Origin of the sequence: Alcaligenes sp. HNGD-HTN06, from assembly GCF_049932565.1 — a bacterium.
GTDB classification, from domain to species: Bacteria; Pseudomonadota; Gammaproteobacteria; order Burkholderiales; family Burkholderiaceae_B; genus Alcaligenes; species Alcaligenes ammonioxydans.
On record NZ_CP187782.1, the window covers coordinates 2,535,637 to 2,551,384 of the forward strand.

The 15,748-nt window shown below is 57.7% G+C and carries 11 protein-coding genes; 4 read left to right on the forward strand and 7 right to left on the reverse strand.

The window, feature by feature from the left end:
* Nucleotides 1–30: 30 nt before the first annotated feature.
* Nucleotides 31–684, reverse strand: coding sequence for an HAD family hydrolase (locus ACOZ42_RS11550; RefSeq protein WP_003800976.1), 654 nt, complete (start codon nucleotides 682–684; stop codon nucleotides 31–33).
* Nucleotides 681–1,649: an RluA family pseudouridine synthase gene (locus ACOZ42_RS11555; RefSeq protein ID WP_407927700.1), complete on the reverse strand. Its 969-nt coding sequence runs from the start codon at nucleotides 1,647–1,649 to the stop codon at nucleotides 681–683. The genes ACOZ42_RS11550 and ACOZ42_RS11555 overlap by 4 nt, the downstream gene beginning before the upstream one ends.
* 488 nt (nucleotides 1,650–2,137) lie before the next feature.
* On the opposite strand from ACOZ42_RS11555, the gene ACOZ42_RS11560 reads away from it, so the two are divergent.
* A complete protein-coding gene (locus ACOZ42_RS11560) occupies nucleotides 2,138–5,482 on the forward strand; it encodes an Rne/Rng family ribonuclease (protein ID WP_426345141.1) in 3,345 nt (1,114 codons plus the stop codon).
* Nucleotides 5,483–6,341: 859 nt separating this feature from the next.
* Here the strand turns inward: ACOZ42_RS11560 and accD are convergent.
* From accD to ACOZ42_RS11580, 4 genes are all read right to left on the reverse strand, one after another.
* Nucleotides 6,342–7,220: an acetyl-CoA carboxylase, carboxyltransferase subunit beta gene (accD, locus tag ACOZ42_RS11565; RefSeq protein ID WP_039943198.1), complete on the reverse strand. Its 879-nt coding sequence runs from the start codon at nucleotides 7,218–7,220 to the stop codon at nucleotides 6,342–6,344.
* Nucleotides 7,221–7,337: 117 nt separating this feature from the next.
* On the reverse strand, nucleotides 7,338–8,171 hold the full coding sequence (gene trpA / locus ACOZ42_RS11570) for a tryptophan synthase subunit alpha (protein ID WP_003800981.1): 834 nt from the start codon (nucleotides 8,169–8,171) through the stop codon (nucleotides 7,338–7,340).
* 16 nt (nucleotides 8,172–8,187) lie between these two features.
* On the reverse strand, nucleotides 8,188–9,387 hold the full coding sequence (trpB, locus tag ACOZ42_RS11575) for a tryptophan synthase subunit beta (RefSeq protein ID WP_003800983.1): 1,200 nt from the start codon (nucleotides 9,385–9,387) through the stop codon (nucleotides 8,188–8,190).
* A 75-nt stretch (nucleotides 9,388–9,462) separates the two neighbouring features.
* Nucleotides 9,463–11,757 carry a RelA/SpoT family protein gene (locus ACOZ42_RS11580; protein ID WP_003800985.1) on the reverse strand — a complete coding sequence of 765 codons (2,295 nt, stop codon included), beginning with the start codon at nucleotides 11,755–11,757 and terminating at the stop codon, nucleotides 9,463–9,465.
* 83 nt (nucleotides 11,758–11,840) lie between these two features.
* Here ACOZ42_RS11580 and ACOZ42_RS11585 point away from each other — a divergent pair, with 83 nt between their 5' ends.
* Nucleotides 11,841–12,359, forward strand: a complete 519-nt coding sequence (locus ACOZ42_RS11585; RefSeq protein ID WP_301605901.1) for a flavodoxin family protein — start codon at nucleotides 11,841–11,843, stop codon at nucleotides 12,357–12,359.
* 183 nt (nucleotides 12,360–12,542) lie between these two features.
* Here the strand turns inward: ACOZ42_RS11585 and pncB are convergent, their stop codons facing one another.
* The gene (gene pncB / locus ACOZ42_RS11590) at nucleotides 12,543–13,718 is read right to left on the reverse strand and encodes a nicotinate phosphoribosyltransferase (RefSeq protein ID WP_003800989.1); all 1,176 of its coding nucleotides are present in this window, start codon (nucleotides 13,716–13,718) and stop codon (nucleotides 12,543–12,545) included.
* Between the two features lie 238 nt (nucleotides 13,719–13,956).
* On the opposite strand from pncB, the gene fdxA reads away from it, so the two are divergent.
* Complete coding sequence (gene fdxA / locus ACOZ42_RS11595; protein WP_003800991.1) at nucleotides 13,957–14,280, forward strand: ferredoxin FdxA; 324 nt, start codon at nucleotides 13,957–13,959, stop codon at nucleotides 14,278–14,280.
* A gap of 213 nt (nucleotides 14,281–14,493) precedes the next feature.
* Nucleotides 14,494–15,717 (forward strand): polyhydroxyalkanoate depolymerase, encoded by a 1,224-nt coding sequence (locus ACOZ42_RS11600; protein ID WP_059318011.1) that lies wholly within the window; start codon nucleotides 14,494–14,496, stop codon nucleotides 15,715–15,717.
* Nucleotides 15,718–15,748 lie beyond the last annotated feature (31 nt).

Here is a 15,748-nt window from a genome sequence, read left to right on the forward strand (position 1 = left end):
AAGATGGCTTTCACACCCGCTTGCCGCCTTTTAAGTACGTTCCAACACCCAGTCGCGCATTTGCGCCACATTATCAACCATGACCGTAGGTTCGGCTTTGGCCAGAGTCTGTGGGTCGTGAGCGCCATAGGTCACCGCCACGCTATCCATGCCGGCATTGGCCGCCATGTGAATATCGTGCACGGTATCGCCCACCATCAAGACCTGTTCGGGCTCCAGCATCAATTCCGCCAGCAATTGATGCAGCATTTCCGGATCAGGCTTGCTGCGGGTTTCATCCGCACAACGGGTAGCGTCAAAAAAAGTGCTGAGATTGACCTGCTGCAGCACTCTGTCCAGACCTTGACGACTTTTTCCCGTTGCTACCCCTAAGGCAATCTGACGGCCACGAAGTTCACCCATGAAAGGCAAAATTCCATCAAAAAGTTTGATATGCGGGTCGCGCTGCATAAAGTGATGACGGTAACGCTCCAGAAACAGCGGCATTTGCTCGGCCGTCAGGTCCGGCACGGCGCGGTACAGAGCGCTTTCCAGGGACAAACCAATCACCCAGCTGGCTTGCTGGATCGAGGGCACGGGCAACTCCAGATCCGCACTGGCCAACTGAATGGAGCTGGCTATGGAGTACGTGGAATCCATAACAGTGCCATCCCAATCAAACAGAACGGCGGCATAACGCGTCATAACGACTTCTCCAAACGCTCAAGAACCGCCTGACAGGCGGCAGGTAAAGGAGCCTCCAGAACCAGAGGCTGTCCGGTGACAGGGTGATTGAACTCCAGGCGCCCCGAATGCAGGAACATGCGTTTGAAGCCCTGTCGGGCGAACTGGTCGCGAATGGCATCGTCGCCATACTTATCGTCGCCCACTATCGGAAAGCCCGAATGGGCCAGATGCACCCGAATCTGGTGAGTGCGCCCGGTCTTCAGCTCCGCCTGCACCAAGGAAAAGCGGCCAAAGCGGCGCTGCATGGTGATGATGGTGTGAGCCGGCTTGCCTGTTGGGTCCACCCTGACACGCCGCTCTCCGCTGTCCGTCAGCCAACGCAACAAGGGGAGACGAATATGCTGACGATCATTCACCCAATCGCCTTGCACCAGAGCCCAATAAAACTTGCGGGCCCGGATTTCGCGAAACATGTCGTGCAATCCCACCAATGCTGCCCGACGTTTGGCAATAATCAGCAAACCCGACGTCTCCCGGTCCAGCCGATGGGCCAGCTCCAGAAAAGGCTCCTGGGGTCGTGCGGCGCGCAGTTGCTCAATCACGCCAAAGGACACACCGCTGCCGCCGTGCACGGCCACTCCGGCAGGCTTGTCGATCACCATCAGGTGTTCGTCTTCAAAAACGACCGGAAAGACTGCCGCAGGGACATGGCGTGGCTGCTCGGGCTCGGGCAGCCGCAAGGGCGGAATCCGCACCATATCGCCCTCTTGCAAGCGATAGTCGCTGCTGATGCGGCCTTTATTCACCCGCACCTGACCGCCGCGGATCGCTTTATAAATGTGGCTTTTTGGCACCCCTTTACATTCGCGTATCAAAAAATTGTCTATACGCTGACCCGCCCGCGTTTCATCAATGCGTAACATTCGCACTTGGGGGACAGATCTTTGTGATTCATGAGGTTTGCACATAACAAAAAGGGGCATATAATCGCTTCAGCCTATGGAAGCTGAGACTGGGTCCAGCGTAGAGATGCAAAGGGTGCGTCTCCGTTGGATGACCAAGGACTGATAATTGTATCCTTGAGTTCCAGCTTCCGGGTCATAAGGTCGCCGGGGTGAGTCCGAAATAGCGAAAGTCGTGTGGCAAGAAGGCCCGCTTTCCAAGAGATGTTTTCCTCCCGCGTGCGGCGCTGAATTCCTGCACAGATTGTCCCGCTCTTTTGCACCAGCCGCGTGATTCATGCGGCTGCCGTTCCCCCAGCAATTTTATATTCGTCAAACACATACCGTGACTCTGACCCCTCTGCTGATTGAACTTCGCGCTCTGGCGCGACTCGTGCCTCCCAGACTATAAGCCGGTAGGCCGATTTTGCCTGCCTGCACCAAACTGATGCAGCTATAGCGCTACACACCTGTGACCCGCGGTCGTGCGCCGATATTTCGGTGCTCCATGACAACGGAGATCCACACTCATGAAACGCATGTTGTTCAATGCGACGCATCAAGAAGAACTACGCGTCGCCATTGTCGACGGTCAAAAACTCATTGACCTCGACATCGAAACAGCCGGGCGCGAACAGCGCAAAGGCAATATTTACAAAGGGGTCATCACCCGCATCGAACCTGGCCTGGAGGCCTGCTTCGTCAGTTACGGCGAAGAGCGTCACGGCTTTCTGCCTTTCAAGGAAGTTGCTCGCAGCTACTTCAAGGAAGGGGTTGATGTACGCAGCGCACGCATCCAGGATGCACTGGTCGAAGGCCAGGAATTAATCATCCAGGTTGAGAAAGAAGAACGCGGCAACAAAGGCGCAGCCCTGACCACGTTCATTTCGCTGGCAGGTCGTTATCTGGTCCTGATGCCCAACAACCCTCGCGGGGGTGGCGTATCGCGTCGCGTAGAAGGCGAAGACCGCCAGGAACTGCGCGAAGCCATGGACCAGCTGGACATCCCGCAGGGCATGAGCATCATTGCCCGCACCGCAGGTATCGGCCGCAGCGTCGAAGAGCTGCAGTGGGACCTGAACTACCTGATGCAGTTGTGGACCGCCATTGACGGCGCGGCCCGCGACAATGCTGCCCCCATCCTGATCTATCTGGAATCCAGCCTGGTCATCCGGGCGATCCGCGATTACTTCTCGCCCGACATTGGCGAAATCCTGATCGATACGGACGAAATTCACGAGCAGGCCGCCGCTTTCATGAGCGTGGTCATGCCCGACAATCTGCATCGCGTGAAGATGTACCGCGATGACATCCCTCTGTTCTCGCGCTTTCAGATTGAGCACCAGATCGAGACCGCCTACTCGCGTACTGTGCAGTTGCCCTCGGGCGGTGCCGTCGTTATCGATCATACGGAAGCGCTGGTAGCCATTGACGTGAACTCGGCGCGCTCCACACGTGGCGCCGATATTGAAGAAACCGCCCTGCGCACCAACCAGGAAGCCGCGGACGAAGTGGCCCGCCAGTTGCGTCTGCGTGACCTGGGCGGCCTGATTGTCATCGACTTCATCGACATGGAAGACAGCAAGAACCAACGTGCTGTCGAGCAACGCCTGCGCGATGCGCTGCACCTGGACCGCGCTCGTGTCCAGATGGGCAAGATCTCACGTTTTGGCCTCATGGAACTGTCGCGTCAGCGCCTGCGCCCAGCACTGAATGAAGGCTCCCACATCACTTGCCCGCGTTGCACCGGCACCGGCGTGATTCGTGATGCCGAATCCAGCGCCCTGCACGTGCTGCGTCTGCTGCAGGAAGAGGCCATGAAAGAAGGCACCGCCGCCCTGCACGCTCAAGTGCCGGTGGATGTCGCGACTTTCCTGCTTAACGAAAAGCGCGCTGACATCACCAAGATCGAGTCGCGTCTGAACATTGCCCTGATCCTGATTCCGAACAAGAATCTGGAAACGCCGCACCACATCATTGAGCGCCTGCGCCATGATGACCCGCGCCTGGACGAACTGCGCAGCAGCTATGAGCTGGTACAGCAGCCAGAACAGCAGGACAGCCTGGTGCCCCACCGCAGCCACGAAATCAAGCCTCGTCCGGAAGCCCTGGTCAAGAGCACAACACATGCCCAGCCTGCTCCCATGAGCAAGCCTGCTGCTGCGGCAGCCGCTGCAACCGCCGCGACTTCCGTTGCCAGCGACGACAAGCCCGGCTTGCTCAAACGCCTGCTCAACTGGCTATCCGGCAAACCCGCCGAGCCTGTGACCGAAACCACCAAAACCGAAAGTGACAAGTCCCCCTCGGGTCGTCGCCAGGGTCGCTCCGGCCAAGCCAATGCCGGCCGAGGTCAAGGTGGACGTGGTCGTCGCCAGGCGAATCGTCCAGAGGCAGCTCAGGAAGAAAAAGTCAGCACGGAAAGCGCCAGCAGCACGACACGCGGTCGCCGCCGTCAGGCATCGGCTGGCACCGAGTCCGCTCTGGAAACGCCTCAAAACACCAACGTCAGCACACCCCCCGCCACTGCCGAAGAAGGCAGCAGCAACAGCCGCAACCCGCGTAACCGACGTGGCCGTGGTCGTCAGCGCCGAGAAGAAGGCAATGCGGAAAACATCGAGCTGAACAAAGATGACAACACCACGGACGCTCAGCCAGAGCAAGCGCTTGCCGCCGCGGCTGTTGCCAGCGTTGCCGCCGTGGCCGCCAGCAAGCAAGAAGCACCAGCCCGCGCTGAACAGCAGATTGAGGTCGACACAAGTGATACGGGCGACAACCCGGATGCTGAAACAGACGAAAGCAGCGAAAACAGCGCCCTGGACCCAGAGCGCAAACGTCGTCGTCGTCGCAGCCGCCGTGGACGTCGCAACACAGACGCGAACGCCGTAGCTGAAAACGAAGAGAACAACGAAGAAGGCAGCACCAGCGCCTACGTTGCTCACGAAACGCCCAGCTTCAATCCCGCAGCTCTGGATGCCCAGGAACAAGCCGCTGCTCAGACTGCAACGGCTGAGCCTGAACAGCCCCAAACAGCGAAAGAAGCACCTGCCGTCCAAGAAGCCGCCCCTGTCGCCGTGGAAGCCGCACAGGAAGCTCCTGTCGCTGCCCAGGCTGCCCAACAAGCTGAAGAGGTCGTCACGACCCAAGCTGTCACTGTTGAAACCGCTCCCGCTCAGGAAGAGCTTGCTGCCGCTCAGGCCGAAGTAGCCCCAGAAGTTCCTGCCGCAGCCGAAACCGTTGCTCCTGTGCAAGCAGAAGCCGCTGCCGAAGCTGCTACAGCAGAAGTCGCCCAAGCTCCAGCTGAAGTCGTAGAAACAGCCGCCGCTCCTGCTCAAACCCAAGCCGTGACAGACGCTCCCGCCGTTGACGCTGCTCCGGTAGACACTGCCGCCGCAGAAACTGCTACTGCCCAGGAAGAAACGACTGCTCCAGCCGCCGAAGCAGCTCCAGAAGCTCCTGCAGCTGAAGAGGTCACCGCTCCTGTACAAACAGAAGCTGCTGCCGAACCAGCCAAAGCAGAAGTTACTGAAGCTCCAGCTGAAGCCATGGAAACAGCAGCTATCCCTGCACAGGTTCAGCCCACAGCTGAAACGCCAGTCGTCGAAACCACTCCAGTGGAATCTGCAGCCGTAGAGACTCGCGTAGAGACTCAAGCTGCTGCAGAAAAAGCCCCTGCTGCTGAGCAGGCGCCGAAACCCGCTGCCGCTCCCCTGGAGGCCGTGCTGAACGCAGCAGGCATCGAACTGGTAGAAACTACTGCTCGCTCGGCAACACAGGACGACTACCAGCCCGCGCCCGTGCGCCTGGGTCGCCCACGCAAGCAACGTGCTGCAGAAACCGAGAACAGCGAACCGCTGCAACAGGTCGAAACGCAGTAAACAGCAAGACTAAAAACGCCGCCCTCTAGGGCGGCGTTTTTTTATGTCTGTTTGATCTGAAGACGGCAGGCACTCGGCATCCTTCTCCTTCTCCTTCTCCTTCTCCTTCTCCTTCTCCTTCTCCTTCTCCTTCTTCTTCTTCCTGCTACTCCGAGCCGCTCCCGCAACAGCCACTACTCTCTCTCACTCAGGTTCCAGCCCAGGCCCATCTGCCTCAGTCTTGTACTCGACATTCAATCCGCCTTGGCCTTGGCCTCAAGCCCATAACGCTTTCAACTCCAGCGACAAACAACGCCGAAAATAGACGTAAAGAGAGAAAACAAAGCTAAAGCCAACAGCGCAGAAAAACGTACGCAGTTACACAGACGAACGAGGTATAGGCCCAAACACGGGGACAGAACAAGACAGGGCAGTTGCAGTTGCAGTTGCAGATAGCTTACACAGCCCTCTACCTGAGCCCTCCGCGATACTTCTTTTTTCCTGGGATGGGGGAACACGGCCCTGGTGCGAGTCAGGGCTTTAGCCGCGGTCTATTGAGCGATTCAGGATGCAAGCCCAGTGCTGTTTGGGCCAGGCGCTTGTACTGGGTACGGGGGACCCAGTACCTGGCGAGTTCAGTGGACGCCTGGACTGTTCCATCGCCAAGGGTACCCGTGCGCAGCGCGGGCCAAAGCCCCGCTCCAGGATCGTGCTCCCCCACCCTAAGAAAACCAAACCAATCTCGCCCCGAAGTCTTAACCAAGAAGCCCAAATCCAAAAAAGACAAACTTTTCTACAAAAAATACCAAATCACAGCAGGCAATAAAAAACGCCACCTGACTCCAGATGGCGTTTCCCCCTAAGCTCAAAGCCGTAGCAGTCAAGGATGGCGCGACACAGCCTCCGCCGGCTGACGAGTCAGCAAAGCCAACAACTCCGCCAACTCACGCTGCAATTCGCGTCGATCCACCACCATATCGATAGCGCCCTTTTCCAGCAGGAACTCGGCACGCTGGAAACCCTCTGGCAGCTTCTCACGCACTGTCTGCTCAATCACACGCGGACCCGCGAAACCGATTAAGGCGTTAGGCTCGGCAATCACCACATCGCCCATAAAGGCGAAACTGGCCGACACGCCACCCATGGTAGGATCAGTCAGAATGCTGATGAACGGCAAACCCGCCTCAGACAGTTCCGCCAAAATCGCCGTGGTCTTGGCCATCTGCATTAGCGAGAACAAACTCTCCTGCATTCGCGCACCACCCGAAGCGGCCACACAAATAAAGGGGCTGCGATTGGCTATGGCAGCCTGCACCCCACGCGTGAAGCGCTCGCCAACCACCGAACCCATGGAACCGCCCATGTATTCAAACTCGAAGCAGGCGACCACCGCGGGCACAGACAAGATCGTGCCGCTCATGACTACCATGGCTTCAGTTTCACCCGTTTGCTTGGTCGCCTCGGAAACACGCTCCGTATACTTGCGTGAATCACGGAACTTTAAGGGGTCCATAGGACGGGTATTGGAACCAATCTCGGTCTGGCCTTCGGGGTCCAGCAAGGATTTGATCCGGGCCCGAGCACCAATACGCATGTGATGGCTGCACTTGGGGCAGACATTCAACGTGGCCTGGAGATCTTCCTTATAGAGCACAGACTCGCACGACGGACATTTCACCCACAGCCCTTCGGGCACGCGACGGCTGCTTTCAGGGTTACGGTTAATTCGCGGCGGGAGTATTTTCTCGATCCAGCTCATTGTTAGATCCTGTTTTCGCTTGGCCGGCGCGAGGCCCACCAAGCTCTTTATTCTGAAAAAAAGCGCCTGTTCATCAAGAACAGGCAGATGATTCTATACGCGGAATAGGTATTTGGGCTAATTATCCAGCGCCTGGCGTATCTGCGCGAGCCATTGACCAGCTGCCGCTACTGCTGCCGCATCAATGTCCTTTTGCGCTTTGCCAGCATTTTCCTGCACCGCCTGCTCCATGGTCTGGATCAGCTTGGAACCGATGACCACCGCGTCCGCCGTGCGGGCAATCGCCCGGGCGCTTTCGGCGTCACGAATCCCAAAACCCACCCCGACCGGAATTTTGACGTGCTGACGTATCCGCTGCAAGTGCATTTCCACATCAGCCACATCAATCTGGGCTGAACCGGTCACCCCTTTGAGGGATACATAATACACATAGCCTTGGGCCAACTCCGCCACCTTGGCGATGCGTTCGTCCGTGGAAGTGGGCGAGAGCAGGAAAATGGTATCAACGCCCTGCTCGGTCAGCAAACGGGTGAAATCCTCGGACTCTTCGGGGGGATAATCCACCGTCAGCACCCCGTCCACCCCGGCCTCGCCCGCCATGACGGCAAACTCGGCCTGACCAATGCGCTCAATCGGGTTGGCGTATCCCATCAGCACCACCGGAGTGTCCTGGTCGATCAGACGAAACTGCTGCACGATCTCCAGCACTTTGCGCAGACCCACGCCGCGGCTGATCGCCCGTTCGGCCGCCTGCTGAATCACCGGGCCATCGGCTGTGGGATCAGAAAAGGGCACGCCCAGTTCAATGACGTCCGCCCCTGCCTGACGCAAGGCATGCATCAACGCCACCGTCGCAGGCACCGAGGGATCACCGGCCGTAATATAAGGGACCAGGGCGCAGCGCCCGTTCAACCCGTCAAACGTCTTTTTCAGACGCACATTACTCGACATATCAGTTCCCGATTGCTTACAGTGTCAAGCCGCCGTACTCGGCGACCGTGTGCATGTCTTTATCGCCACGACCGGACAAGCTCACCAGGATAATCTTGTCTTTAGGCAGGGTCGGGGCGATACGAGCCGCATGAGCCAAGGCGTGCGAAGACTCGAGCGCCGGCATGATGCCTTCGATGCGGCAGCAATCGTGAAACGCTTTCAGGGCATCTTCATCGGTGCAGGTGGCATATTGGGCACGGCCGCAGTCCTTCAACCACGCGTGCTCAGGCCCGACGCCGGGGTAATCCAGGCCCGCCGACACCGAGTGCGTGGGCATGACGTTACCGTCATCATCCTGCAGTACATAGGTGCGGTTACCGTGCAACACTCCCACCATGCCCTTGTTCAGGGAGGCCGAATGTTCCAGCGTGTCCAGACCACGCCCAGCCGCTTCCACCCCGATCAGCTCGACATTCTTGTGCTCGATATAAGGGTAGAAAATGCCCATGGCATTGGAGCCACCGCCTACCGAAGCCAGCACATAATCGGGCTGGCGACCGGCATCCTGAGGCATCTGCTCCACACACTCGTTACCAATCACGCACTGGAAGTCGCGCACCATCATCGGATAAGGATGAGGCCCGGCAACCGTGCCAATAATGTAGAAAGTATTGCTGATGTTGGTAACCCAGTCGCGCATGGCTTCGTTCAGCGCATCTTTCAGGGTGCGCGAACCCGATTCCACGGGGACCACGGTCGCACCGAGCAGTTTCATGCGGTACACGTTGGACGCTTGACGACGCACGTCCTCGCTTCCCATATAAACCACGCATTCCAGCCCATAGCGGGCAGCGACCGTCGCCGTTGCCACGCCATGCTGGCCTGCTCCGGTTTCCGCAATAATGCGTGGCTTGCCCATACGGCGGGCCAGCAGAATCTGTCCAATACAGTTGTTGATCTTGTGTGCGCCAGTGTGATTGAGATCTTCGCGCTTGAACCAGATCTGAGCTCCACCTAGTTGCTCCGACCATCGACGGGCATGGTACACGGGGCTGGGACGACCAACAAAGTGCTTGAGCTCATAGTGAAACTCATGCAAAAACTCAGGATCGTTCCGATACTGTTCGTAGGCTGCTTTCAACTCGTCCAGGGCGTGGACCAGCGTTTCAGCGACAAACGAACCACCAAACTGACCAAAATGTCCATCCGGGTCGGGCAAGGTATAGGTTTTCAAAGCTCGCTCTCTTGATTGACAAGAACAATCGCGGGCACAACGCCCGCGAGGTGTAGGTTGACTGATTTTAGCAGTTCAGGACGAGTAGCGGCGGGCGCTGACCCCCGATAACTCGTTCAAGGCCGCCAACGCCTTTTGAATTTGCTCGCCATCACGCACTTCAATCGTAAATATCATGCGCGTCAACGAGCGACGACTCAAGGTATTAATACCGGTCACGTTCAAACGCAAGCGGGCAAACACTTCCGACAGATCACGCAACAGGCTGGGGTGTTCCTGCGCCTCAATGGCCAGATCCACCGGATATTGCGTATCTCCCGTGTCGCCCCAATCCACACTGATCGCCCGTTCAGGCTGTCGCTCGGCCAGTTCCTGATAGGACTTGCAGTCAGCACGGTGTATGGACACTCCGCGCCCCCGGGTCACAAAGCCAGCAATCAGGTCCGGAGGAGCAGGACGACAGCAACGGGCCAGTTGCGTCATCAGCGAATCGACTCCCACCACCAATACACCGCTTTTTCCGGTTTTCGAGACACTTTCCCGGGCCGCGTCAAACACACGCTGAACAGGTTCCTCTTCCTGCACATCCTCACGGAACAAGGCGTCCACCTGCCGCAGACTGAACTCATCCTTGGCCACCGCAACATACAAGTCATCTGCCTTGGCAAAGCCCAGCTGTTGCGCCATCTGCTCCAGGTTCACGGCAGTGCGGCCCAACCTTTGCAGCTCTTTTTCGACCATGCTCTGGCCTTGGGAGATGCGCTGCTGCAACTCAATCGCATTAAACCAGGCCCGCACTTTGGAGCGCGAGCGTGGGCTGGCCAAAAAGCCCAGTTGCACATTTAGCCAATCACGCGATGGCCCTCCCGACTTGGCGGCCACAATCTCTACGGTTTGCCCTGTCGACAAACGGGTGGATAAAGGCACCATCTGCCCATCAACCCGCGCCCCCCGACAACGGTGACCCAAGTCGGTATGCAAGTAATAGGCAAAATCGACCGGGGTTGCACCCACAGGCAACTCAATGACACGGGCCTGTGGCGTCAACACATAAATATGTTCGTCCTCCTGCGCCTTCAAGGGGCGAGCCAGCGCCTCCTTTTTGCTGACAGGCGCATTGTCTGCCGCAGAGCCAGCTGACTCCGTGCGACTGTCAGGCAGAGACTCCGAGGCACTCGCGTTGGAGGTAGCCGCTTCCCTGTCCCAGGCCAGCAGTTGGCGCATCCAGGCAATCTTGCGGTCATCCTCGCCATCGGCCGTCTGCTGCCCGCCTTGCGCCCCCGCCTCCTTGTAACGCCAGTGAGCCGCCATCCCGTACTCTGCAAACTGATGCATGTCACGCGTGCGGATCTGAATCTCAAAGCAACGGCCCTGCGCGTCCGCAATCACGGTATGCAAGGAGCGGTAACCATTGGGCTTAGGCCGGGAGATGTAGTCGTCAAACTCCTCGGGCACGGGGGTCCACAGGGAATGCACCACCGCCAGGGTGTGATAGCAACTGCGTTCATCCTCGACAATGACGCGCAAGGCACGCAGATCAAACAGCTGCTCGAAATCCAGATGCTTGTTACGCATCTTGTTCCAGATACTGAAGATATGCTTGGGCCGGCCAGACACCTCGGCCACAATATGCTCGCGCTTTAGGGCTGCCAACAATTGGTCTCGCACCTGAGCAATCAAAGTCTCACGCTCTACGCGCTTGTCTTCCAGACGGCCTGCAATGTCCTTGTAGACCTCGGGGTTCAGGAAACGAAAGGCCAGGTCCTCCATTTCCCATTTGATCTGCCAGATACCCAGACGATTGGCCAGCGGCGTATACAGCTCCAGCGTTTCACGGGCAAACCCGACCGGACAAACCGTTTTGGACTGCCGATACCAGCGCAAGGACTGCAGTCGCGAGGCCAGACGCATCAACACAATACGCAAGTCGGCCGCCATCGCCAGCAACATCTTGCGCTTCATTTCTTTCTGATCGCCGCCGCCCGTCTGTTCCTTGGCCTGGCCGGTAATCGAGCCCAGTCGATACAGAGCACGCGAGCCTCGCACCAATGTCATGACTTCGGTGCCAAAGGCTTTTTGAACCGGGTCCTGCTTGACCTCCGGCCCCGGGGCCGGGGTCACGGCCAGCAAGGCACTGGCACGGGTTTGAGCGTCCACGCCCAGACCCGCCAAAATAAGCGCCACCTGAGCGCAATGACTGTCCAAGGGCTCGCCGGTGCTGCCAGTCAGATCCAGCAATACAGGCCCCGCCCAGTCGGCTGCCGCCTGCAAGAGCATGCGCCCTGCCTCATCCAGTCCGTGGCTGGCTTGCGCGAACCATAGCGGGGTAAAGGCCGACTCGGCCGTAGGGGGAGAAGCGGTGTGATTCATGTGGGTTACGTCGATGTGGCCACTCAGCGCGAAGAGGGCTCTCTATACTGTAGCCGCTAGTCTATCACCGCGAGTAAGAGCTTATGAGTCTGAACACATGCCGTCAGCTTCTGATGATCTGGCATTCCCGTACTGGCGCCGCCCGCCAGTTGGCCGAACAGGCCGAAGAAGGCGCGCTGGAGGTGCTCAGGGAGCTGAACATGACCGATCACCTCCGTATCAAACGTGTGCATTGCGATCGCGTGCAGGCACAGGATTTACGCGATTCCCAGGCCTACCTGTTCTGCGCCCCCGAGAATCTGGCCAGCCTGAGTGGGGCCATGAAAGAGTGTCTGGACCGGAACTACTACGAGGTGCTGGATCAGCTGAATGGGCGCCCCTATTCCGCCTTCATCAGCGCAGGTAGCGATGGGCAAGGTGCGCAACGACAACTGGAACGGATTTGCACAGGCTGGCGGCTGGAGCTGGTCGCCCCCATCCGTATCTTCAATTTCCACGCCCAGACGCCAGAAAGCATTCTGGCCCCCAAATCTTTGAGTAATGAACAAATTGCCCAAGCCCGTGAAGCCGGCGGGCATCTGGCGGCTTTGCTGTGTCTATGAAAAAAGCCCTCTGCCTGGGCAGAGGGCTTTGATTCGACGGATTCGCTTGGCAGCCTTACCGTCTTGTCGTTCAAGCACCTTATCGCGTGGTAAGACGCTCGCTACAGGAACCACTCTTTGTACCGCCTTGCCTGCGTTACCGGAGGCACCGTATCTACAGAACCCGCGGCAATCAGCACGCGCTCAAGCCGGTGGCAGCTGGAAAACCTGTCGCAAGTAAGCCAGATAGGCCGGATCATCACACATGGTCTTTTCAGGAGCATCGGACACTTTCGCCACAGGCTGACCATTGCAACGCACCATCTTCATGACGATCTGCAAAGGCTCATGCCCCAGATCATTGGTCAGATTGGTCCCGATCCCGAACGACACTTTGCACCGACCGGCAAAACGCAGGGCCAGTTCAATCGCCTTGGGGATAGTCAAACCATCGGAAAACACCAAGGTCTTGGTGCGCGGATCGGTACGGTTGGCTTGATAGTGCGCCAGCAAACGCTCGCCCCAGATGAAGGGGTCGCCCGAGTCGTGACGGGCACCATCAAACAGTTTGCAGAAATACATATCAAAATCGCGCAGGAAAGCATCCATGCCGTACACGTCCGACAAAGCGATACCCAGGTCACCACGGTACTCTTTCGCCCATACCTCCAGGGCGAACGTCTGCGAGTCCCGCAAGCGCGGACCCAGGGCCTGACAGGCCTGCAAGTACTCGTGACCCATGGTGCCCAGGGGCGTCACCCCGTACTTCATGGCCAGCCAGACATTGCTGGTACCGGCAAAATGCGGCTTCATCTGCTCGATCATGGTGGTGACCACTTCTTCGTGCCACTGCTTGGAAAAGCGGCGGCGCGTGCCATAGTCAGCCACACGAAAATCGCTTAACGCCGGATCATCCACCACCAGACGCATCTTGGATTGCAGGCGCTCGCGCCCTTCTGTCCAAGGCGGTTGCGGACATTCGTTGCGAAAGTAGACCTCGTTCACAATGGCCAGCACGGGGATCTCAAACAGGATTGTGTGCAACCAGGGGCCCTGCACCGAGATCTCGATCTCGCCGGGCACTTCGCCTGCCTGCACCTGAATGCAGCGTTCAGGCAAATGAAACAGACCCAGGAAATCCACAAAATCGCTTTTGATAAAGCGCAGGCTCCGTAAATAGTCCAGCTCAGCGTCTGAAAAACGCAACTGACACAGCGCATGAATTTCCGCCCGGATCTGGTCCAGATACTGGCTCAAATTAATATTGGGAGTACGGCATTTGTAGCGGTACTCCACGTGCGCAGCCGGGAAATGATGCAAAACAACCTGCATCATGGAAAACTTGTACAGGTCCGTATCAAGTAAAGAGGTAATGATCATCACAAACCTACCGATTTTGATTGCGCAACCATAGCACGGGCGCCCGTTCTTGCGTACCGCTATCTAGCGGAACAGCTATTGCGCCATCTCAATAAGCAAGACGCCGAATATTCGTTAAAATCGAAAGATTCGATTTAAATCCCATTTTTATCGTTCAGGCCCTGTGCGTTGTGGCGCACCCAGACACGGACCTTTCCGTGATTAACCGCCTTAGCGATACCGCAGGAGTGTTACTGAAATGACCCACGTCGTCACCGAAAACTGTATCAAGTGCAAATTCACCGACTGTGTGGATGTGTGCCCCGTCGACTGTTTTCGTGAAGGCCCGAACTTTCTGGTGATTGACCCGGACGAGTGCATCGACTGCGCCGTCTGTATTCCCGAATGCCCGGCCAATGCTATTTTTGCCGAAGAAGATGTGCCGCAGGACCAGGTTCCCTTCATTGCGCTGAACGCCGAACTCAGCCCCATTTTTGGCAGCATCAACCGCTCCAAAAAACCACTGGAGGATGCTGACGACTGGAACGGTGTGGAGAACAAACTACAGTATCTGGAGCGTTAAGCCCATCACGCTCCCTCTACCAGCCTGAGCAGGTGGCTGAGTTCATGTCCAGCCACGCTTGCGCCTAATCCCGCCTTTTGATAAAAATCTTGCTGCATTGCAGCAAGGGGAAAATCCCAAGTCCAGAGGAACGGTAAACATCGTATTGTTTCCCACAGGAAATAAGCATATACATTCCTCTGTATCAAACCTGGCAACACCAAGGCGCACTCTATGCTTTACGATCTGCACGAACTCCAGCGGGCTTTTCTGGCTCCGCTGGCCGCCTTTACCGGCACCAGCTCCCAATGGTTCTCCAATCCCTACAGTCCACTGGCCTATACCCCCCTGTCGCGCCAACTGGCGGCGGCCTCTGAACTGGTACACCGTATCGGCAAGGATTACGAAAAGCCCGCCTGGGGCCTGAGCGAAACCCAGATTGACGGCCACGCCGTCGCCGTGCGCGAAACCGTGCGTCTGGACAAACCTTTTTGCAGACTGATCCATTTCGAGCGCGATCATCCCAAGGCCGATCAGGACCCCATCGTCTTGCTGGTAGCGCCACTCTCCGGCCACCACGCCACCTTGCTGCGTGAGACTGTACGGGCGCTGCTGCCCGACCATCGCGTGTATGTCACCGACTGGATTGACGCACGCATGGTGCCCCGCTCCGCAGGCCCCTTTCATCTGGACGACTACGTCCTGTATGTGCAGGAGTTCATCCAGACACTGGGGCCGACTGTCCATGTCATGTCCGTCTGTCAGCCCACTGTGCCGGTACTGGCCGCGGTGTCACTGATGGCCAGCCGTCGCTCGGCGGTCATGCCCCGCAGCATGATCATGATGGGCGGTCCCATCGACACCCGTCAGTCCCCCACGGAGGTCAATCGTCTGGCCACCACCAAGTCCTACTCTTGGTTCGAGAACAATCTGATTCATCGCGTGCCGGCTAAATACCCCGGCGCGCATCGTCGTGTGTATCCCGGTTTTCTGCAGCATGCCGGTTTTGTAGCCATGAATCCGGATCGCCATGTCAGTTCCCACTACGACTTCTATCAGCATCTGATCAAGGGCGACGACGATGACGCCCAGGCGCACCGCCGTTTCTACGACGAGTACAATGCGGTGCTGGATATGCCTGCCGAGTTCTATCTGGACACCATACGCATCGTGTTCCAGGAGCACCGCCTGCCTAAAGGTCAATGGCATGTCCATGGCGAACAAGTTCGTCCTCAGGATATTGAAGGCGTGGCTCTGTTCACCATCGAAGGCGAGCTGGACGACATTTCGGGGCAGGGTCAAACCCATTCTGCCCAAGGACTGTGCTCGAAAATCGCGCCTGCCCTCAAGCAACAATTTACTGCGCCCAACTGTGGCCATTACGGGATTTTCTCCGGAAGCCGCTGGCGCACGCTGATCTGTCCTAAAATCAGGGACTTCATCCGTCAGCACAACTGATTATCTGGCTTAAGCCGTTTCCAACGGGGCC

What these genes read in the sequence shown, in the direction of transcription:
- ACOZ42_RS11550 (WP_003800976.1), bottom strand. Translation starts at nt 684, where the DNA reads ATGACGCGTTATGCCGCCGTTCTGTTTGATTGGGATGGCACTGTTATG.
- ACOZ42_RS11555 (WP_407927700.1), bottom strand. Translation starts at nt 1,649, where the DNA reads ATGCCCCTTTTTGTTATGTGCAAACCTCATGAATCACAAAGATCTGTC.
- ACOZ42_RS11560 (WP_426345141.1), top strand. Translation starts at nt 2,138, where the DNA reads ATGAAACGCATGTTGTTCAATGCGACGCATCAAGAAGAACTACGCGTC.
- accD (WP_039943198.1), bottom strand. Translation starts at nt 7,220, where the DNA reads ATGAGCTGGATCGAGAAAATACTCCCGCCGCGAATTAACCGTAACCCT.
- trpA (WP_003800981.1), bottom strand. Translation starts at nt 8,171, where the DNA reads ATGTCGAGTAATGTGCGTCTGAAAAAGACGTTTGACGGGTTGAACGGG.
- ACOZ42_RS11580 (WP_003800985.1), bottom strand. Translation starts at nt 11,757, where the DNA reads ATGAATCACACCGCTTCTCCCCCTACGGCCGAGTCGGCCTTTACCCCG.
- ACOZ42_RS11585 (WP_301605901.1), top strand. Translation starts at nt 11,841, where the DNA reads ATGAGTCTGAACACATGCCGTCAGCTTCTGATGATCTGGCATTCCCGT.
- pncB (WP_003800989.1), bottom strand. Translation starts at nt 13,718, where the DNA reads ATGATCATTACCTCTTTACTTGATACGGACCTGTACAAGTTTTCCATG.
- fdxA (WP_003800991.1), top strand. Translation starts at nt 13,957, where the DNA reads ATGACCCACGTCGTCACCGAAAACTGTATCAAGTGCAAATTCACCGAC.
- ACOZ42_RS11600 (WP_059318011.1), top strand. Translation starts at nt 14,494, where the DNA reads ATGCTTTACGATCTGCACGAACTCCAGCGGGCTTTTCTGGCTCCGCTG.